Raw genomic sequence first — 18,798 nt, forward strand, 5'->3', positions numbered from 1 at the left:
TCTAGGAGGGCTAAGGAATCCTTGAGCTTTCCGAGCGGAACCTTCGGGAAGATGCGCTTTTGCACGGGTGTCATGTCGTCGGTCACGTCCATTGCGTCAAGGATGGCAAAGAGGGCGCTGTTATACCAGCGGCTGTAATATTCGTAGGCATCCTCGTTTACGATATGCTGCGGATTTGGGTGCTGTTTCAGGAGTTCCTGAATCATGGCGTTGCGGATGGCGTCGGTTTTCGCCTGGTCAAGAGCGACGAGAGTCTCGAAATACTTGGCTTCCTTGCGGTCAAGCTGAAGGATTTCGATGAACTTCTGCACCATGCGAGGGCTCACCTTCTTGCCCCTGAGGACATCGGCAAAATAGCTGCGGCTCTTTTCAAGGCCGAGCAAGGCGCAGATTTCGGTGCGCGTAAAGCTTGGCTCTACCTTGGCGCGTGCGGCCTGATATTCTTCCAGGAATTTGCGGAAGTGCGTAAACTGAAAAATGTCTATATACGGATTCACTCCCTAAATATACATAAAAAAATGTATTTTGAGACAATTTTTGAGAACATTCGTCGTCAAAAGGGAAAAATTCCCCCAAAAACGCTATTTTTCCTTTCCGCTGACGGGAAAAAGTGCAAACTGAAGCTGGAAAACCTTGTCGCTATTCTGGTCTTCTTCCGCGATAAGTGCAATTTCCTTGCGGAAGGCATTGATGCGTTCCACGATGCGTTCGTAGCCTTCCTGGCTGATGCCGAGCGTAAGTCCCGAAATGTGTCGCGTGCCTGGCGGATCACGGTCGATGGAGTCGGCGGCGAGCTTTAGGCACTGCTGGTGATACCCTCGAAGAGCTAGTCTCGACGTACGGTCGCCGGTAGTGATGGCACTTTCGGAAAGAGAGTAGTTGCCGCTCTTGTCCTTCTTGATGAGCTGGCAATCCTCGAGGAGTTTTACCGATTTCTTTGCTTCTTCGGCGGAGATGCGCGGGTGTACTCTTTTTGCGAGAGTCTCGTAGTCGCCGTTGAAACCGAACATGCCGATGAGGCTGCGGATGGTGAGGTGCTTCCAGTCCGAATACACCATGTACTGCGCGTGCCCGAGCAAATGCTGCTTTTCGGCAAAACGCACGACCTTGAGTACGGCCTGCATTTCATTAAATGCTATGTTCCTCTCCTCGGTGGTTTCGGCCTGGTTGAACTTGACGAGCGATATAAAGAATTCCGTTTCGTGCTTGCCGAGCCTAAGACCGCTTGCGACTTTGGGAATGCTCTGGCTCGAAAGGTTCTTGTCGCCGTTCATCACGCGGCTAATGAAGTCCTTCGCTTTGAAACCGATCTTGTCTGAGAACACGCGAAGCGAGAAGGCGGAATTAGCCTCTTTCTTTGCGTTGTAGTAATCTTTCAGGAATTCCCGGTAGTCCAGGTATTCGAAGATTTTTTTTGTCGGTTTCGTGACTCCCATGCCATAAATGTAAGAAAAATGCGTGTCGTAAGATGATAGAAAAGAAATATTCGCGTTGTCTGTGAACAACGCGAAATGTGATGGAAATCAAAAATTGCTTGGTGAAGTGCTCTGGAGAATTTAAATTGATGGGGAAGAGTGACGGGAAAGAACCTGCTCTCAAACAAGGATGTTACGGGTATCAGAATGGTTGGAAAAAGCAAATTACGCAAAAATGGTTTGGGATTCAATACGAAATTCCAAAAAATCGTCCTAGCGGGCGTTGTCTCGTTTTTTGGAATTTCTGCGGTACATGCCGCAGTTCCGGTGAGTGAAGTGGTGAATCTGCCGACGGACGCCGCCTACGGTGGTGGTGACAAGGTGGGCTCGCAGCTGGTGGCCGCGACATACAATGCGGGCGAGGGTCCGGGTATCTGGATCGTGGCCGATGGCGGCTACAGGCTCTACCACAATGGCGCGCTCCTTGCCGAAGACAACCAGGCGGGTCGTGTGCGTTTTGTTCCGATGACCTTCCTCCCTGGCGAGAACGCGATTTCGGTCGTGGGCGTGAACGGTTCCGGCGCTCCCGGCGTTCTTGTGCAGATTGATGACCTCGACAAGTCCTACTATTCCGGCGGCGCTTGGAAGGCGAAACCGACCGTCGGCAACAACTCCTGGAAGAACAAGGGGCGCGACCTTAGCCAGTGGGGTGGGGCAACGACTTTGAACTATGCGAGCAACAAGCTCCCGAGCGGGGCGACCCTTACGGGATTTGCCGCGAATACGCAGGCCAAGTGGATTTGGAGCGGTGCAGAAACCGACCCGACTGCCGTGCTCCTTTTCACATTCAACGTGAAGGCCGAAGGTTTCGGAGCCTCCACAACGGGCGGTGCAACTGGCAATATCGTTTTCGCGAGCGATTCCGCAAGCATCCGCAAGTACCTGCAGAGTAACGATGCGGTGACAATCCTTGTGCCCGAAGGTACTTACGATTTTAGGCAGATGCGCAATGCGGTAACCGAGGCGAACAAGCAGGGGCGTACCTGGTGCCGCACGACTTGCGGCGAGAAGAACCGCGTGACGGGCAAGACGAACAAATTTTACCGCATCGCCTTCGAAAAAAACAGCTGCGCAAGCCTCGGCGAATCCGGACTTGAAATCGTGAAGGAGTCGGATAATCTGCAGGCGTGGAGCAACTGGATTACCACCAAGCCCAACAAGAGTCTCGTGGGCATGGGGCGCGGTGCGAACCTGCGTGGCGCATCCATCGTGGTGCGCAGTAACGAGGGCTCATACAACCACATTTACCGCAACCTTGCCATTTACGACGTGAACCCGCACCTGATTGAAGGTGGCGATGGCCTTGAAACTGTGGGCTCCGCATCGAACCACGTGAAAAAGTTCTGGGCCGACCACATCAGCTACAAGTGGATCAGTGACGGCATGGACATGGAATTCGTGGACGAAGCCACCATCAGTTACCTGGATTTTGACGGCGCAAACGATTTCAACTGCTGGGGAACCGACCCCTACATGGCGCTTGTCGAAGATGCACACTTGACTTATGCGAACAACTACTGGCACAATACCTATGGCCGCGTGCCGAAGGTGACCGGCGAAAGCAACGGTTCGCAGGTGCATCTGTACAACCAGTACGTAGACTACAACCGCTTCTTTATCGCGGGGGCGAACGGCCACAGCGCAAACGCGAAGGCCTACGTGCGCTACGAGAACAGTTACATCGACAATGGCCAGGGCTATTTGGCCGAATGGGGCGACAACGGTTACGTGTACTTTAGCGGAGTCACGTTCGGGAGCGGGACCAAGCAGCAGCACCGCTACAACGGTACGGTGACGCAAGGTGTCCCGAATGCGGCGACGTTCAACCCGAGCTACAGCTTTGAAAAGCGCTCTGTGGCGAATATTCCGAAGGAAATTCCGAGCCTCGTGGGCGTGGGTGGCCGCTACGGCAAGATGCCCGAATACAACCAGGCTTTCGGACTGAGCAACAAGGCGGCAAGTGTTTCTCTCTCTGCTCCCGCAACGGGGGCGAAATTTGACGCGGGTGCAACGGTCACCTTGAAGGCCGACGCGAAGGACAACGATGGTTCCGTGAAGAAGGTGGACTTTTATGTCGGAACGACTTTAGTCGGTTCTGCGACGGCAGCCCCCTACCAGGTGAATGCAAGCGGGCTTGAACCGGGCGTGTATTCCGCGGTTGCAGTCGTGACGGACAATTCGGGCCTTTCGCAGATGTCTGCGTTCGTGACCTTCACGGTCGAAGGGACCGCTTACCCCGAGGTTGTAAAGTGCGGTGCGGGCTCCAGCAGCCAGAGCATCAATCTGGGTGAACCGATTGTGGATTTCTGCTACACCTGGAGCGGCGCCGAGACGGTCGTGCCCCAAGGCTTCCCGGCAGGTGTTACGACTAGCATCGATAAGGAAAACCGCAAGATTTCTATTAGCGGCACTCCCACTGCGGCTGGCGAATATGCCTTCACCGTCACGGCCACCAACAACGATTCTACCTTTGTCAAGAGCGGCCGCATCGTGGTTGCAGACCCGAATGCTCCCGAATCTTCTTCGAGTGCCGAACCGGAATCATCTTCGGGCGAAATCGTGGAATCCAGCAGTGGAACGACGTCGATTGCGCAACGCGAGAACTGGGCGACTGAGGCCGAGACCGCCTTCTACCGCATCTTCGACATGCAGGGGCGTCCGCTGTTCGCAGGCTACAAGAAGCCTGCGAAGATGCCCGCTACGCGGGTCATCGTGGTGGAATACACCACAGCGGGCCAGCCGAAGCTCCGCTACATTCAGTAGTCGCCGTCAAATCTTGAGTAAGTATGGCAAAGCGGGCTCTCATGGAGAGCCCGCTTTTAAAGTCCATGCCTGCTTTTATCTGCTAGGCAATTCCGTTGGAAAGGTAGGCTTTCCAGGTCGTCTCGATGATGGTATCGATGTCGCTGTATTGAGCCTTCCAACCGAGAAGTTCAAATGCCTTGGACGGGTCTGCCACGAGGCTTGCGGGGTCGCCCGGGCGGCGTTCCACGATGCGGTAGGGCACCTTCTTTCCTGAAGCTTTTTCGGCGGCTTTGACGATGTCGAGAACGCTTGTTCCGCGCTGGACGCCCAGGTTCACAATCAAGCTTTCGTTGTTCTTTTGCAGGTACTCAAAGGCCTTGGCATGTCCAATCGCCAAGTCGTTCACGTGAATGTAGTCGCGTACGCCAGTTCCATCGGGGGTGTCGTAGTCGTTGCCGAACACGAGCAGTTCCTTGCGGCGGCCCGTCAGCGCTTCCATGACGACCGGAATCAGGTTGGCGGGGTTCTTTTCGAGTCCGGTGATGCGTCCCTTTACGTCGTAGCCCGCAGCATTGAAGTAACGCAGCGCTGCAAACTTGATGCCGCGCAGCTTGTCATACCATTTCAGGAACCCTTCGATGGCAAGCTTCGTGTAGCCGTAGTAGTTTTCGGGCTCGGTCGGGTGCTTTTCGTCTACCGGCATGTACTGCGGCGCACCGTAGGTGGCTGCGGAACTGCTGAATACGAAGTACTTGACTCCTGCTGCAGTGGCTGCGTTCAGAATGTTGAGGGACCCCGTAATGTTGTTGACGCTGTACTTCTCGGGGTTGACCATCGATTCGCCTGCGGCCTTGAATGCGGCTAGGTGTACGATTCCTTCGGGTTTGAATTCCTGCAGAAAAGCTTCAATTTCTTCGGGATGTAGGATGTCGCCCTTCACAAAGCCCGCATCCTTGAACAGGTTCTGTTCCAATCCGCTGCTCAGGTTGTCGAAAACCTTGACTTCGTGTCCGCGGTCCAACAGCTCGCGAACCGTGTGCGAACCGATATATCCTGCTCCACCAATGACGGCAATCTTCATATCATGTATCCTTTTTCGGCTAAATTTAGCAATTGGGAGGATGCTTCTACGATTGGTCTTGTGGTGCGGGAATGCTTTCGAGAATTTTTTGGGCTTGCTTTGCCAAAATGTCGTTGCCGTTCATCTCGATTACTTTCTGCAGCCGTTTCTTGCCGTCTTCCAGTTCAATCTTATTTCGGATGCATGTCTCACCCAAGATGAATAGGGCTCGCCGTGCAAAGTTACGGTCCTTTTCAAGGGAAAGGCCTTTTTTCAGCAGCTTGACGGCCGCCTTGGGTGCGTTTTTCGCTTTGGCAATTTCACCCCATTCGAGCCACTGGTTGCTTGAAATTTCGACATAGTGCATGCTCATGCGATCTGCAAGCGATACAACCAGATCTGCGTCTATGGGGTGTTCCTGCAGGAGCTGCACCATGGCTTGAGTCAGCAGGCGTGCTGCCTGTTCGGGGCTTCCTCCCTTGGCGCTAGAAATTCCTGATTCAATCATGGTGCGTGTCTTTGCCTTCATTTCGGCGAGCGGGTTTCGGTTGGCGATTCGTCGCGCTCGTTCTTCTAGGGCTTCCAGTTTCAGTTCCCTTTTGGATTTGCGTCTTGTTTCGATCTTGATTCCGCTGAAGGCGCCTCCTGCAAACATCAGCGGCGACAGTACGGTGACCGCCCCGAAAATTCCCGGATTGGCAAACCAGTTCGCGCCCATGTCCAGCACGAGGCCAATGAAGCAGATTGCGGGAGTTGCCCTTGAAACTAGTTCTTTTCGGGGGGCGAACGAGGATGCCCCGAGCAAGAAGGCGAGCGTAAGGCTCATGCCCATGTAGCGTTCGCTGCTATAGTGGTCGAAGAAACTTGTTCCGGTCAAGATGTCAACTAGAATCCCGCTGCAGATGGCAAGTGCGGCGGTGATTCCCCAGAAAATGTACCAGTGCCAGCGGCGTTCAAGCTGGGCAAGCGTAAAAATGAAGAATACCGCAAAGATGGCAAAACTCCAGACGCTCGGGAAGAGCATCCAGCTGGTCAGCAGCCGCTCGTAGTGCCCCTTTTGGGGAATGAACGCCATGTTGTAACGCACAAACTTTTCGGTGTAGTTGTCGATCCATTTCGAAAGTTCCCGCTGATAATCGGCCTCGCCGGGGTAGCAGTTGTTTTCCCTGATGAAGTCTTCCTTGCCGCCCTGGATTTCCCACCACTGGCGAAACTCCTGCTTCATTGTCTCGATGCGGTCTTCTACAATGTAAGAAGGCTTTAGGGCGAGTGCTCTGTCGCGGAATTGCTCGAATTCCTCGCTGCGGATCTTTTCGGTGGGCTCCAGTCCGACGGACTTGAACTTTTCGGCCCCTTCTTCGGCCCACCACTTGTCAAAGGACTTGACAATGCCCTTTTCGTAGCGGCTTTGCTGAATTTGCGGCATCACGCCGGTGATGGCGTTAAATGTTCCGATGCCGATAATGGCAAGAATCACCAGGTAGTAGACCGGACTAATCTTTTTCAAAAAGGGAATCACGGAAATCTTCAGGATGTTTGAAAACTTTTTCATATCCTGAATATACAATAATGAAAATCAATCGGAACTTTTTATTTTATTAAAAGCGATTGTACTCGCGCAGCTGGTTCCACAAGAAATCCGTGTTCACGTCGCGGTATCCCTGGGCGTTTACCCGTTCACGCAGCTTGTGGGCGATGTCGAAAAGGTTCGGACAGTTTTGCATGCGTTCGAAACTGTCAAAAATGGTGAGATTGTCGATCCACTGAGTGAGTTCCGGGAAACGCGGGTCGCTGAAACGGTTTTCACGCCCGGTCTTCAGGTATTCCAGGTAGCGGTCGGTAATGCGGTAACCATCTTCGATAAAGATGTCCATGGCGTGCGGAAACAGCTTTTCGCCGGTCAGGTATTCGTGCACGATGATGCCGAAGCTGAAATAGTCCACCGAGGCCGAAAGGTTCTCTCCCATGATGGCCTGTTCGGGGGCGCTGTAGCAGGGCGTCATCTGTCCGCCGTATTCCGTGATGGTGTCGCGCATTTTTGCCTGTGCATAGCCAAAGTCACATACGAGAATCTTATGGTTGTTCTTGTGTTGCGGATTTTGACACAAGAGCAGGTTCTTGGGCTTTAAATCTTTATGCACCACCTGGTAGTAGTGCAGCTGGCTAATGGTGTTGGCCAAGTAGGCGAGCTGGGCTACGCGGTGCAAAATGTCATCGTCGGTCAGGTCCTTCTTGAAAAGCCTGTCGAGCGAGCAGCCCTTGATGAATTCCATCTTCAGGTACGGGTGGCGGCCTGCAATGCCTCCGCCCATGCTCTGGACAACACCTTCGATATTGGTGGCGTGGATCAGGTTGTTAATACGGATCTCGTCCTGGAATGCACTCAAGAGGCTGTTCAGGCGGTGCAGCCTGTTCTTGCCGGGTGTGGCCCAGAATTTGCATATCTTGACGACAATCTCTTGCTCGACGTAGCGGCTGGGGTCGCCCGGATGTTCCAGCCAGTACTGCGCACGGTAAAGGTTGTTGGTGCCTTCGAGCGTTAGGGGCTCGACGAGCTGAATGTGCTGTATGGCACCATTGTGCATGTATTCGGGATTCTGGTCGAACCACCGCTGGTATTCTTCCATGGTGTAGTTCGGGCGCAGCGCCAAGTTTCTGGATACGCGGTCCAACGTTTCTGCCAGAATGTTTCGAATCATATCCCAAAGATAGCTAATCCCCAAAACAAAACAAGGTGCCGCCAAGCGACACCTTGCAATATAAGTTGCTTGTAAGATTATTCCATCGTTTTTTCGAGTGCCGTTGTAATGACATTGTAAGCATCTTCTACGGTATCGCAGAAATGGAAGAGTTTAAGGTCTTCCTTGTCGATCATTCCTGTGTCGGCGAGGTAATTCCAGTTGATGACCTTGTTCCAATACTTGCTGCCGTAAATGACAACAGGCATCTTGTCGCCGTACTTTTTTGTTTGTATCAGCGTCAAGAGCTCGAACATTTCGTCGAGAGTGCCGAAACCGCCCGGGAACACCACGAGCGCTCTCGCCATCTTCATGAACCAGTACTTACGGATAAAGAAGTAGCGGAACTGCAAGTTGAGTTCATCGTCGATGTAGGGGTTCGGGTGCTGTTCGAATGGCAACTTGATGTTGAGCCCGACCGACGATGTGCCTACGTCGTTTGCGCCGCGGTTGCCTGCTTCCATGATACCCGGGCCGCCTCCGGTCATGAGGGCGAATCCCTTATGCTGTTTGTTGGCCCAGCGTCCAAGTTTTGCGCTCAGTTCACGGGCGGCGTCATAGTATTCGGCGACGGCTTCCAGTCGCTTGAGTCTAGCAAGTTCAGCCTTGTTCTTGCAACTCTTTTGGCGTTTCTTGAGTTCTACCATGGGAAGTGTGCGGGCGGAACCGAAGAACACGATGGTGTTCTTGACGCCTTCTTGTGCGAAAATCTGGTGTGGACCCATGAATTCGGAAAGAATTCGGATCGGGCGCCCGACGTCGCTATCGATAAATTCCAGATTGTGGTAGATCATTTTGCCGGGGGTCAGTTTGATTGCCTTTTTCGTTGCCATGGTAAACTCCTTGGTTGGGTATGCCCAACTGTCGTATTATATTCCTAAAATACACTCAAAAAGACAAAATGCAACAAAAAAACGACTTTTTTTCTGCTTGCAAACAAAAAAAACTTTATATTTGGGATATGCTAGTAAAGATTTGGACAGATAGCTTTATCATCACCGGCGAGATTGATACCCTTCGTGATGAACGTCTCACGGATTATATCCGCGAAAACAAGGATTTTATCGCCGTGACGCAGGTGCGCGTGAGCGACAGGAGCGAAAAGGACTTGTTCCGCACGCACTTCCTGAACGTGAGCACCAGCCATATCGAGATTATTCTCCCAGCTGAATAGGTTTAAAGACCGAACCGGCTAAACTCAGCGGAATCCTTATTCTGGAGCCAGTTCTCTCGCCAACACGACCCGCTTGCGCTGAGTCGCTTTTGGCTTACGGAAGACCGAACCGGCTAAACTCAACGGAATCCTTATTCTGGAGCAGGTTCTCTCGCCGACACGACTCGCTTGCGCTGAGTCGCTTTTGGCTTACGGAAAACCGAACCGACTAAACTCAGCGGAATCCTTATTCTGGAGCCGGTTCTCTCGCCAACACGACTCGCTTGCGCTGAGTCGCTTTTGGCTCACGGAAGACCGAACCGGCTAACCTCAGCAGGTACCTTTAAAATTCCATTGCGATTTTCTTGATGAGGTAGCGGCGGGAGCTTTCGTCAAGTTTTTTCGGGTCGAATTCTACTCCCATGAGTGCCGCGTAAATGTTGAACGGGCTCACCGTCGTGCCCATGTTGTTGCACTTGACCTTGGTGATGATGGCGCCACCCGCAATCTGGATTCCGAGCAAGTGTTCGTTCAGGTTGATTTCCTGACCGCGGTGGTTTAATACCACGGGGAGCGTCTTGCTTTCGAACTTTTCCATGATGCCTTCGGGAATTGCGTCGGGCGTGAAGGAGTAAATCATCGCCGTCGGCATGTGCTTACTGAGCTTTTCCTTGAGCGGCTCGATGTTCACGATTTCCATGCCGCGCGGGAACGGTCTCGAAAGTTCGGCCATAATCTTCGGCAAGTTTTCCTTGGAAATATCAAGCGGCTGCAGCAAATCAACGCTGATGACTTCGCAATAAGTTTCAAGACCGAGCGGCAATGCGCCCATGTTAGAGATGCGGGGCTTCGGGCTGAATCCTTCGCTGAACTTGATGGGAATGCCTGCGCAAAGGAACGTGCGCTCGAAGAAACTGAGCATGTTCTGGTGCGGCAGGAATCTGCTGAGGCCAGTTTTTTTGAAGGTAATCTTGTAGCTGTGGCAGCTCTTTTGCGTGGGGCGGCGTTCGGCGACAAGCTTCTTGATTTCTTCGGGAGTGCGGCTCGGGGCCTTGTGGCGTACCGGGTCGTTCGCGAGTTTGATTTCTGCGCCAAAGCCGGGGATGCCGCATTTCTGGCAGTCGCCCCATTTGCAGTTGGGCACCGGTGCGGAATCTTCCTTGAAAGCCTTTTCCCATTCGCCGCGCAGGTACTGCTTGCTTGTACCGGCATGAATGAAATCCCAGGGAAACACTTCGTCTTTTTCACGTGTGCGGTACACCCAGCTGGTGTCGTAGTTGCATTCTTCCCAGACTTGCTGCCATTTTTCGAAGTCGAAACGGTAGGAGTCGCTTTCGAAGATGATTCCCTTCTTGTAGGCGGCGTAAATCACGGGGCCGAGTCTGCGGTCACCGCGGCTGTAAATGGCTTCGAGGAAACTCGTTTCCCAACCGGCCCAGTTGACCTTCACGTTCGGGTGGCGGAAGAAGCGTTCGCGCACATAACGGATATGCTTGAGGGCGGTTTCCTTGTCCATGAAGGGCGCCCATTGGAGTCCCGTAAACGACTTCGGAATCAGAATGCCCATGCTCACGGCAATCTGGCAGCCGCGCAGGTACTTGCGACCAATCTTCACCAGGTTTTCGATTAAGTTGCAGAACGCTTCCATGTCCTGCTCATTTTCGGTCGGGAAACCGATCATTGTGTACAACTTAATTTTGTTGAACCCGCTACTGAAGGCGTGCTCGGCGGCGTTGTACATGTCCTGGTCGCTGATGGTCTTGTTAATCATCTTGCGGATTCGTTCGGAGCCTGTTTCGGGAGCGAAGGTCGCGCTGCGGCCGCCCTTGAGGGCCGAAATCTTCTGGGCGAGCGTTTCTCCGAAGGCATTCACGCGGATACTCGGGAGGCTTACGTCTACGGTGTCGAAGAACGGGTCGTCGATAATCGAATCCGTCAGGCCTTCCACGGGCTTGTAGTCGGCGGTGGAAAGCGAAAGGAGTCCCAGTTCGCGTTCGCCGGTCGCCTTGATGCCCGCCTTGGCGATGTCCAACACGTCGTCGGGGTCGAGTTCGCGGCAGGGCCTGTACCAGATGCCTGCCTGGCAGAACCTACAACCCTGGGCGCAACCGCGCATGACTTCCACGCTGAATCGGTTATGCACCAACTGCATGTTTGCAATCAGGTTCTTGATGGGGTAGTTCTTCGGGTCCATCACCGGAATGAATTGCCTGCGAACGCCGTTGGTATTCTGGTAGCTGCCCTTGGCGGGTTCAGCCGGAACGATGTCGCCAAATTCGTTCTTGACGACGGGGCGTAGGCTTGGTACGTAGACGCCGTCGATTTTAGATAAATTCTCTAGAATCTGGGCGCGGGGGAGTTTCGCCTTTCTGCCTTCGCCCACGCATCGCAGGAATTTTATAATCATGTCTTCGCCGTCACCAATCATGAACGCGTCAAAAAAGTCTGCGACCGGTTCGGGGTTTGCCATGGCGGGGCCGCCGGCGACAATAATCGGGTCTTCTTCCTTGCGGTCCTTTTGCCAAACGGGGATACGTGCAATGTCCAGCACGTAGGGCACGTTCGTAAAATTGAGCTCCGTCTGGAGCGTCATGCCGACCACTTCGAAATCACGCACCGGCGTGTAGCTTGCGTAGCTGTACAGCGGAATGTCGTATTTCTCCATCTCTTTCGCCATGTCGTCCCACGGCGCAAACGAAACTTCGCACAGCAGGTCGCTCTCGCGGTTGATCACATGGTACAGAATTCGGATTCCGTTATTGCTCATGCCGATTTCGTACTTGTCGGGAAACACAAACGCCATGTTGCAAAGCATCTGGCTGTGGTCTTTGACGACACTGTTCGCTTCACCGCCCATGTATCTAGCAGGACTTTCGACGGCAGGGAGGGCAAGGGCAATTTTTTCAAGAATGGTCATAATTGTAAAGGTAGAAAGAAAAACCTTTTTTTATTCCTAATTATGACTTACGAAATCATATTTATGGAATCTTTAACTACATTTAATGGCATGAGCATGCTGACATATTTCTTTTGGCTGGTTGCGTTTATCGCAGGAATCGTCATTTCTTACTTTGTCCCCGAAGAAACATTGTCTTTGGGAGGCAAGTTCGTCTTTATCGGGGCATGGGGTGTGGTCCTTAGCTTTGTCCTGTTCTCGCTCTGCCGTAAAAAGATTGAATCCGCCGAAGTCGACTTTAACGAGACCATCAATTCCATCAAGGATTCGAAGTTTGTCACTTCGGGTTTTGATCCGCTGGACACAAACGCTCCTTTGATGCCCGAAAAAGAGGAAATGCCGCTCCCGGTTGGAGCCATTTCTTCCCAGGAAGCCCTTACCAAAAAGTTGGATGAATGCATTTGTGCCAAGTTCCCCTTGGAATCGTGGAAAAAGTACACTCGTTGCCTTTTGAAAGATCGTCCGGTACCCGAGGTGGTCGCGGCACTCCAGGAGCTGCTTCCGCAGCTGTTCCCGAATGCTTCTGGCATTCTGTATATGTACGCCGGTACGCAGACGGATATGCACAAGGTGCTTTCCTTTGGCGATACCGTCATTAGCGACGACGTGATTCGCCCTGCCGAATGTGCAAGCTTCGATGCCGGCGATATTGTCATCTCTGATTTTTCGAACCCGAACCTGAATGGTGGCTGTACTCATCTGCACCATCACCCGCAGGGAATCTCCTTCTGCGCCCCCATCGAAGGAATCGAAGAGCATTTTGGAATCTTCTCGCTGCAGACCGATTCCCTGCCCGACAATGAAACTCTGGACGATTGGCACGCCAAGGTGAGCGCAGTCGCTGCGACTTTTGGCCTTTATGTGGCGAACCAGAACCTGAATGCGCGGTACAAGCAGCATAGCATCCGCGACAATCTGACGGGGTTGTTCAACCGTCGCTACATGGAGGAATCCCTGATTCGCGAAGTGTCTGCGGCGATTCGCCACAGGACGCCGATTGGACTTATCATGCTTTATCCGGATAATGTCACGGACATCGAAGAAAAGCGCGGCCGCCATGCGGTGGAACAGCTCCTGTGGGAACTGGGGCAGCGTCTGCCGGGCTATGTCCGCAACGAAGACATCCCGTGCCGATACGAAGGCGATGTATTCTGCGTCATTCTGCCTGGCGCCGATTTGAAGATTACGCGGAACCGTGCCGAAAAGATCCGCAACGAAATTTCACAGCTCCAGATTGCCTATGGCGATGGCATCCTTGCAACGACGCTTAGCATGGGTGTTGCCGTGATGCCTGCGCACGCGGGCGATGCGAAGGGACTTCTCTACGCTGCCGGAGAATCGATGCAGATGGCAATCCAGTCGGGTGCAAACCGCGTGATTATCGCAGATGCTCTTGCGAACAACCACTAATCCAGCCCGTTACATCTAGTGTTGCACAAAAAAACTCAGCTGACTTGCGCCAGCTGAGCTTTTTGGGGGTTAGGAGGAGAACAAAGAGTTCTTGAACAAGAAGATAGAATTTTTTTTCCCGCACTCAAGGATGTTTGGAAAATCTTTTGGCAAAAGTGTTGTGAAAAATCCCGATTTCTCAACGCTCTTCTTGTTGCGGTCTGCCGAGTCTATAGGTCTTTTGCTCCTTTTTTTCCGACGTCTCGGTTTCGTTTTTACTATTTTTTGAGCATGAAGAAGTTTATTGCTCCCATAGTGTTATTTGTGCTGGCGTCCGCTCTCGCCGTCTATCTGACTATGGATTTGTCCGCAGCAGGGAAGTCTTTTGATGCTGAATCCTACCTGGCCGCTCGTGCAAAGATCGATTCTCTGGAACTTGCTCTTTGGAATGTTCGTGGCGATGCCGATGCTCAGGTGAATATCCGCCTGCAGCTGGATTCTGCCTGGGAAAATTTGGCGGCCATGCGCTCCATCCCCGAAAAAATGAAAGGGGAACAGGTCGCAACCGTTGGTGGATTCCCGATATCTTCCGAGACCATCAAGTGGATTCTTGGCGGTGTTGCAGCCGTGGTTCTCTGCGTTGTCATTCTGGTACTTATCCTTCGCAAGCGGCAGGAGATTATCACGCGCCGTATGGAAGCCATCAAGGCGGAACGCTTTAAGGAACCCAAGGCGGGGCTCGACGATGCGACTATACCGCCACGCCCGCACCGCGAAAAGCGTTCCATCATTGCTGATGTAGAGGCCTATGCCGCCCAAAAGCGCGAAGCGCTTGCCGCAGAGGAAACGGCTTCTCAGGGAGATGAACCGAAGGTCGCCTTCGAAGACGAAAACGGCGTCCCCGAGAACAAGATTCTGACGGGTTCTCCCGACAGCAAGCCGACTCTTCGGCCGACCGCAAAGGAACGTATCACCTCTGCGATGCAGAACCTGTCTGACGTATTGCGTGCACCGCGCGGCCTTTCTCGCGAACGCACTATGAAACTCCGTGCCCAGAGCCGCAACTTGACGGGTGACCCGAATCTCAAGGCTCAAAGCCCGCTGGAGGTGACTCGCTTTGATCGCGAATCGAACGAGAAGGTGAAGATTCTCCAGATGTCCCGCCGTGGTTTCCCCGCTTCGGCAATTGCGTCCAGCCTGAAGATTTCTCAGGAAAAGGTCGAAGCGGTCATCAAGGAAGCCATGGGCTAATGCGTTACCGTTTCCGCTGCGAATACCTGGGCTCTGCCTTTTATGGTTGGCAGGCGCAGAACGAAGGCGGAAAGACCAAGTTCGTCACGGTCCAGTCTGCGCTTGAAGAAGCGTTTGCCATTGCTCTCCGTACGCCAATTCGCATCACCGGTTCAGGCCGCACCGACACGGGCGTTCATGCCCGCGGCCAATGCGTCCATTTTGACTACGATGGTGTGCTGGACATAGGCAAGGTGGAACGCTCTATCAACGGGCTCACCAAGCGATTGGTCCGCATCCGCGACTTGCAGCCCTGCGCCCCAGATTTCCATTCCCGCTACGACGCCCTTTGCCGCTATTACCAGTACACGATTTATACGCGTCCGGTGGCGTTACAGCGTGACTTCGGCTGGGAATGTGGGTCGCTGAACTTGGATTTGGATGCCATGGAGCGCGAGGCTGCGTCATTCCTGGGACACCACGACTTTATCGATTTCTGCATTCCTAGAAACGACGGCAAGCCGACGGACTGCATCCTTACGGAATTTAGGCTTGAACGCCTGAACGACTGGAGCTGTATGTTCCATATCAAGGGAAACCGCTTCCTGCACCGCCAGGTGCGTGCCATGGTTGGCACTCTATTCGATGTTGGTCGCGGTCGATACCCGCTTGGTACTGTAGATACGATTTTTGAGAAAAAATTTAAGGGCGAACGCACATGGGCGCCGCCCCAGGGGCTTGTACTCCAGAATGTGGAGTATAAGGACTACTGATCCTTGAACTTGTCGAGCATGTCGCGAACGGCGCGGTCGAGACCGACCATGACCGCCTTGCTTACAATGCTGTGGCCGACGATGATTTCTTCGATTCCTTCGATGGCTGCGATTGCACCTACATTCCTGTAGTTGAGTCCGCGGCCGGCTTTGACCTTGAGTCCGTATTTGCGGGCGAGAACCGTCATGTCCTCAAGGGCGGAAATTTCGCGTTCGACTTCTTCGGCGCTTCCGAGGGCGCAGCTGGTGGCGTACTTGCCGGTATTGAATTCAACAAAGTCTGCACCGATTTTCTTAGCAGCCTTGACCTGCTCGGTTTCGGCGTCGATGAATACACCGACCGAAATGTCGTTGTTCTTGAGCGTCATGACCGGCTTGATCAGGTCGCCCGCCTTGGCGGCTACGTTCAGGCCGTCTTCGGTTGAAAGCTCCGTGTGAGTCTCCGGCACAAGCGTCACGGTATCCGGCTGGTTGTTGATGGCAACCTGGACCATTTCCTGGGAGGGGGCGATTTCCAGGTTCATCTTGGTGGTGACGGTGCGGCGCAAAAGCTGAACGTCTCGGTCCTGTATGTGCAGCTTGTCTTCGCGCAAATGGACCGTTATGCCGCTTGCTCCGGCCAGTTCTGCAAGAACGGCTGCCGCGATCGGGTCCGGTTCGCAAATCTTGCGGGCTTCGCGGATGGTTGCAATGTGGTCAATGTTAAATCCAAGTTTTACGGTCATACAGGACTCCTTGTCATTTCTTCATAAAAGTAGATAAATTTATTAGCGTGGTGCCTTGGCGCTTGGCTTTTTCCGACAGATCGCTTAATTTTTCGATGGCGTCGTTTGTCAGGGGGAGTATCATGACGGCAAGCCCACTTCGCTTTGCTTCGCGCATCTTTGCCTTGATGTAGTCGTCCAGCGAACTGTTTTCGGGGTTGTAGGGACTTCCGTTTTTGCAGGTCAGTCCAAGGTCTTTGCAGGTCTGCGGGACTATGGAAAGCTTGTTCATGGAAATGTCCATAAACCACAGGTCCCGTTGCTTGATTGGGTTTAGGATTGCCTGTAGAAGCTGCCTGTGCTCAACGGCCTGTTCTCCGTAGCGAGAGACGACTCCCTTGGCTTCGGGGATTTTGTTGTGTGCGTCGTTGATGACGGTCTCAATCTGTTCGGCCGTGTGGTGGATGCGCAGTGGGCGCAGCGTGTTATGAACGCGGTTCAACTTGGACGATTCCATGGTGATCCACAGGGTAATTTCTGTGTGCTTGAATTTGTTCAAGTCCTCGTAGGCGTCGTCGTTGAGTCCGAAGGGGGGAATCAGAAGGTCGTAGGGATAGTCGAGCTTGTTTGCTGCAACAATCAGTTCGGGTGTGATTGTCGTGACTTGAAACCCGACGGCGAGTAGTGATGCCCCTGGCTTGAATTCGTTTCGGGAGACTTGGAGCTCCAGTTTGAGCGTGTCATCTTTGTCGCTTAAAATGTCTACCTTGGCGGCCTGAAAAATGGAAGGGTCCAGGTTGTAGATTTCTTCCATATAAAGGACCTTGCCGCCATTTCTTTCCGTGAACCGTTTGGCGTACAAGAGATAGGTGATAATGGTTTCCCCGCCGCCCATGGTCCATATTTGCCGCTTCTTCCGTTTGGAATAGCTGACATCCAGGGGGGCAAGCGAAATCTTCATTTTTTCTTCAAACGAAAGCGTGTCGGGGAGGGTGTCCCGTACGGAGGCTGTGTCGACTGCGGAGTTTTCGTTTTTTTTGCTTCTGTCGAGCAGCTGCATTTCAGAAAGCTTTGGCAGTAGGTAGACGAAGCCTCCGATTAAGACTGTCAAAACGATGATAATGGCAACAACGTGTTTCATTTTTCCCATGGTGTGCTCAAATATAATTATATTGCCGTCATGCCTATTCTATTTGCCTTGGTCGGTGCGACGGGAATTGGTAAATCGAGCCTGTCGCTTGCGCTTGCGGAACATTATGGTGCCGAAATTATCGGAGTGGATTCGCGGCAGGTGTACCGGGGATTTTGTATTGGAACGGCGCAACCCGATGTAGCAAGTCTTGCCCGGGTGAAACACCACCTGGTTAATTTTCTTGACCCGATGCAGTCTTTTTCGGCGGGAGCCTTTTGTGCGGCAGTCAAGGAACTGCTTCGAGAAAACTCCCAGAAGAATTTCATATTGGTCGGCGGTACCGGACTTTATCTGCAAAGTCTTGTGCTTGGGCTCCCCAATATTCCCGCTGTACCAGATGGTGTTCGCGGTGAGTTGGAGGAATTTGCTCAAACTCAGGGATCTGATAGTTTGTACAAAATTGCGATGAGCGTGGATCCTGAACTGGCTCGGGAAATTGAACCGAATAATGTAAAACGCTTGATTCGTGTGGTTGAAGTCTATAAGGCGACTGGTCGTAGGCTATCTGAATTTCAAAAAGAACGCGAAGGCGGAATGGGACCGTTGCCTGTGTTCTGGCTTCAACGTGATCGTGATGCTTTGTACAAAAGAATCGATGGACGTGTTGATCAGATGATTAGGGATGGTTGGCTAGATGAAGTGCGCTCCCTTTCGAAGACGGTGCCGCTCTCGGCCCCTGCGTGGCAGAGTCTTGGCTACCGGGAGCTTCTCAATGCTCGGAGTTCTCTTGAAATGCAGGCTGCTCTTGAAGAAGTCAAGAAAAAGACGCGTAATTACGCCAAGCGCCAGCTCACCTGGTTTCGTGGGCAGATGGATTGCACTTCTATCGATATGGAAATGGACCCTTTCAAGAGCATTGTTGATTTTCAAAAACGCTAAATAGCCGAAGTTCAGCCTCCTTTTTCTAACAGAAAACATTTTTTGAGAAAGGTCTTTTGAAAATAGTTGTGAATAGTTTGTGAATTCTCGGGTAATTCCCTGCGCAAGAGTCGTGTTGTTCCCGTTTTTTGCGAAAATAAGAAAAAAATGCGATTTTTTCTGCAAAAACACCCTTGCAAAAGTTCCTGAAAATTCTATAATTGGCGTCGTTCCCGAGAGGAACGGTTGAAAACGAAACGCTACGGCGAAGAACTGAAGTAAACCGCGATCCAAGGGACAGTAATCCGAGAGATTACTGAGCAGTTTGAAGGAATCGGAGATGTGCTTAGTGACGGGTCCAAGAGATTTCTTGGAATAGTCAAGATACGAACGTGATTAACGGGACCAAGACTTTAAAAGATTAATGAAGAGTTTGATCCTGGCTCAGAACGAACGCTGGTGGCGTGTCTTATACATGCAAGTCGAGCGGTGCAGCAATGCATAGCGGCGAACGGGTGAGTAACG

The 18,798-nt window shown here is 52.5% G+C and carries 15 protein-coding genes and 1 rRNA gene; 7 read left to right on the forward strand and 9 right to left on the reverse strand.

Features of this window, described 5'->3' with window-relative positions; translation table 11 throughout:
* The coding region (locus ACKI61_RS11125) for a TIGR02147 family protein (protein ID WP_407457772.1) at nt 1–497 on the reverse strand (497 nt) is incomplete at its 3' end.
* A gap of 84 nt (nt 498–581) precedes the next feature.
* A complete protein-coding gene (locus ACKI61_RS11130; RefSeq protein WP_298769989.1) occupies nt 582–1,436 on the reverse strand; it encodes a TIGR02147 family protein in 855 nt (284 codons plus the stop codon).
* 219 nt (nt 1,437–1,655) lie between these two features.
* Here ACKI61_RS11130 and ACKI61_RS11135 point away from each other — a divergent pair, with 219 nt between their 5' ends.
* Entirely contained in the window at nt 1,656–4,238 is a 2,583-nt protein-coding gene (locus tag ACKI61_RS11135) for an Ig-like domain-containing protein (RefSeq protein WP_407457773.1), read from the forward strand.
* Nucleotides 4,239–4,320: 82 nt separating this feature from the next.
* On the opposite strand, the gene galE is transcribed toward ACKI61_RS11135, so the two are convergent.
* The 4 genes from galE to ACKI61_RS11155 form a co-directional block, all read right to left on the reverse strand.
* On the reverse strand, nt 4,321–5,301 hold the full coding sequence (gene galE / locus ACKI61_RS11140; protein ID WP_407457774.1) for a UDP-glucose 4-epimerase GalE: 981 nt from the start codon (nt 5,299–5,301) through the stop codon (nt 4,321–4,323).
* A 46-nt stretch (nt 5,302–5,347) separates the two neighbouring features.
* Nucleotides 5,348–6,832 carry a hypothetical protein gene (locus ACKI61_RS11145; RefSeq protein WP_407457775.1) on the reverse strand — a complete coding sequence of 495 codons (1,485 nt, stop codon included), beginning with the start codon at nt 6,830–6,832 and terminating at the stop codon, nt 5,348–5,350.
* Nucleotides 6,833–6,878: 46 nt separating this feature from the next.
* Nucleotides 6,879–7,979 carry a protein kinase domain-containing protein gene (locus ACKI61_RS11150; RefSeq protein WP_407457776.1) on the reverse strand — a complete coding sequence of 367 codons (1,101 nt, stop codon included), beginning with the start codon at nt 7,977–7,979 and terminating at the stop codon, nt 6,879–6,881.
* Between the two features lie 77 nt (nt 7,980–8,056).
* Complete coding sequence (locus ACKI61_RS11155; RefSeq protein ID WP_407457777.1) at nt 8,057–8,851, reverse strand: TIGR00730 family Rossman fold protein; 795 nt, start codon at nt 8,849–8,851, stop codon at nt 8,057–8,059.
* 128 nt (nt 8,852–8,979) lie between these two features.
* On the opposite strand from ACKI61_RS11155, the gene ACKI61_RS11160 reads away from it, so the two are divergent.
* Nucleotides 8,980–9,192, forward strand: coding sequence for a hypothetical protein (locus ACKI61_RS11160; protein ID WP_073319741.1), 213 nt, complete (start codon nt 8,980–8,982; stop codon nt 9,190–9,192).
* Between the two features lie 322 nt (nt 9,193–9,514).
* Here ACKI61_RS11160 and ACKI61_RS11165 read toward each other — a convergent pair whose 3' ends face one another.
* Nucleotides 9,515–12,088 carry a TIGR03960 family B12-binding radical SAM protein gene (locus ACKI61_RS11165; protein WP_407457778.1) on the reverse strand — a complete coding sequence of 858 codons (2,574 nt, stop codon included), beginning with the start codon at nt 12,086–12,088 and terminating at the stop codon, nt 9,515–9,517.
* Between the two features lie 90 nt (nt 12,089–12,178).
* On the opposite strand from ACKI61_RS11165, the gene ACKI61_RS11170 reads away from it, so the two are divergent.
* The 3 genes from ACKI61_RS11170 (at nt 12,179) to truA (ending at nt 15,519) form a co-directional block, all read left to right on the forward strand.
* Nucleotides 12,179–13,537 (forward strand): GGDEF domain-containing protein, encoded by a 1,359-nt coding sequence (locus tag ACKI61_RS11170; RefSeq protein WP_407457779.1) that lies wholly within the window; start codon nt 12,179–12,181, stop codon nt 13,535–13,537.
* A 270-nt stretch (nt 13,538–13,807) separates the two neighbouring features.
* A complete protein-coding gene (locus ACKI61_RS11175; protein WP_407457780.1) occupies nt 13,808–14,767 on the forward strand; it encodes a hypothetical protein in 960 nt (319 codons plus the stop codon).
* Nucleotides 14,767–15,519, forward strand: coding sequence for a tRNA pseudouridine(38-40) synthase TruA (gene truA, locus ACKI61_RS11180; RefSeq protein WP_407457781.1), 753 nt, complete (start codon nt 14,767–14,769; stop codon nt 15,517–15,519). The genes ACKI61_RS11175 and truA overlap by 1 nt, the downstream gene beginning before the upstream one ends.
* On the opposite strand, the gene ACKI61_RS11185 is transcribed toward truA, so the two are convergent.
* Both ACKI61_RS11185 and ACKI61_RS11190 read right to left on the reverse strand, forming a co-directional pair.
* Nucleotides 15,513–16,244, reverse strand: coding sequence for a pyridoxine 5'-phosphate synthase (locus ACKI61_RS11185; protein ID WP_407457782.1), 732 nt, complete (start codon nt 16,242–16,244; stop codon nt 15,513–15,515). The genes truA and ACKI61_RS11185 overlap by 7 nt on opposite strands.
* A 13-nt stretch (nt 16,245–16,257) precedes the next feature.
* Nucleotides 16,258–17,373 (reverse strand): divergent polysaccharide deacetylase family protein, encoded by a 1,116-nt coding sequence (locus ACKI61_RS11190; RefSeq protein ID WP_407457783.1) that lies wholly within the window; start codon nt 17,371–17,373, stop codon nt 16,258–16,260.
* 30 nt (nt 17,374–17,403) lie between these two features.
* On the opposite strand from ACKI61_RS11190, the gene miaA reads away from it, so the two are divergent.
* Both miaA and ACKI61_RS11200 read left to right on the forward strand, forming a co-directional pair.
* Complete coding sequence (miaA, locus tag ACKI61_RS11195) at nt 17,404–18,294, forward strand: tRNA (adenosine(37)-N6)-dimethylallyltransferase MiaA (protein ID WP_407457784.1); 891 nt, start codon at nt 17,404–17,406, stop codon at nt 18,292–18,294.
* A 400-nt stretch (nt 18,295–18,694) separates the two neighbouring features.
* Nucleotides 18,695–18,798, forward strand: a 16S ribosomal RNA gene (locus ACKI61_RS11200); the annotation flags it as partial.

This window comes from Fibrobacter sp. (assembly GCF_045601785.1).
Taxonomy (GTDB): Bacteria; Fibrobacterota; Fibrobacteria; order Fibrobacterales; family Fibrobacteraceae; genus Fibrobacter.

Coding starts and splice junctions, on each gene's coding strand:
- ACKI61_RS11160 (WP_073319741.1), top strand. CDS start 8,980: ATGCTAGTAAAGATTTGGACAGATAGCTTTATCATCACCGGCGAGATT.
- miaA (WP_407457784.1), top strand. CDS start 17,404: ATGCCTATTCTATTTGCCTTGGTCGGTGCGACGGGAATTGGTAAATCG.
- ACKI61_RS11185 (WP_407457782.1), bottom strand. CDS start 16,244: ATGACCGTAAAACTTGGATTTAACATTGACCACATTGCAACCATCCGC.
- ACKI61_RS11145 (WP_407457775.1), bottom strand. CDS start 6,832: ATGAAAAAGTTTTCAAACATCCTGAAGATTTCCGTGATTCCCTTTTTG.
- ACKI61_RS11155 (WP_407457777.1), bottom strand. CDS start 8,851: ATGGCAACGAAAAAGGCAATCAAACTGACCCCCGGCAAAATGATCTAC.
- ACKI61_RS11170 (WP_407457779.1), top strand. CDS start 12,179: ATGAGCATGCTGACATATTTCTTTTGGCTGGTTGCGTTTATCGCAGGA.
- ACKI61_RS11190 (WP_407457783.1), bottom strand. CDS start 17,373: ATGGGAAAAATGAAACACGTTGTTGCCATTATCATCGTTTTGACAGTC.
- ACKI61_RS11175 (WP_407457780.1), top strand. CDS start 13,808: ATGAAGAAGTTTATTGCTCCCATAGTGTTATTTGTGCTGGCGTCCGCT.
- truA (WP_407457781.1), top strand. CDS start 14,767: ATGCGTTACCGTTTCCGCTGCGAATACCTGGGCTCTGCCTTTTATGGT.
- ACKI61_RS11150 (WP_407457776.1), bottom strand. CDS start 7,979: ATGATTCGAAACATTCTGGCAGAAACGTTGGACCGCGTATCCAGAAAC.
- galE (WP_407457774.1), bottom strand. CDS start 5,301: ATGAAGATTGCCGTCATTGGTGGAGCAGGATATATCGGTTCGCACACG.
- ACKI61_RS11130 (WP_298769989.1), bottom strand. CDS start 1,436: ATGGGAGTCACGAAACCGACAAAAAAAATCTTCGAATACCTGGACTAC.
- ACKI61_RS11165 (WP_407457778.1), bottom strand. CDS start 12,088: ATGACCATTCTTGAAAAAATTGCCCTTGCCCTCCCTGCCGTCGAAAGT.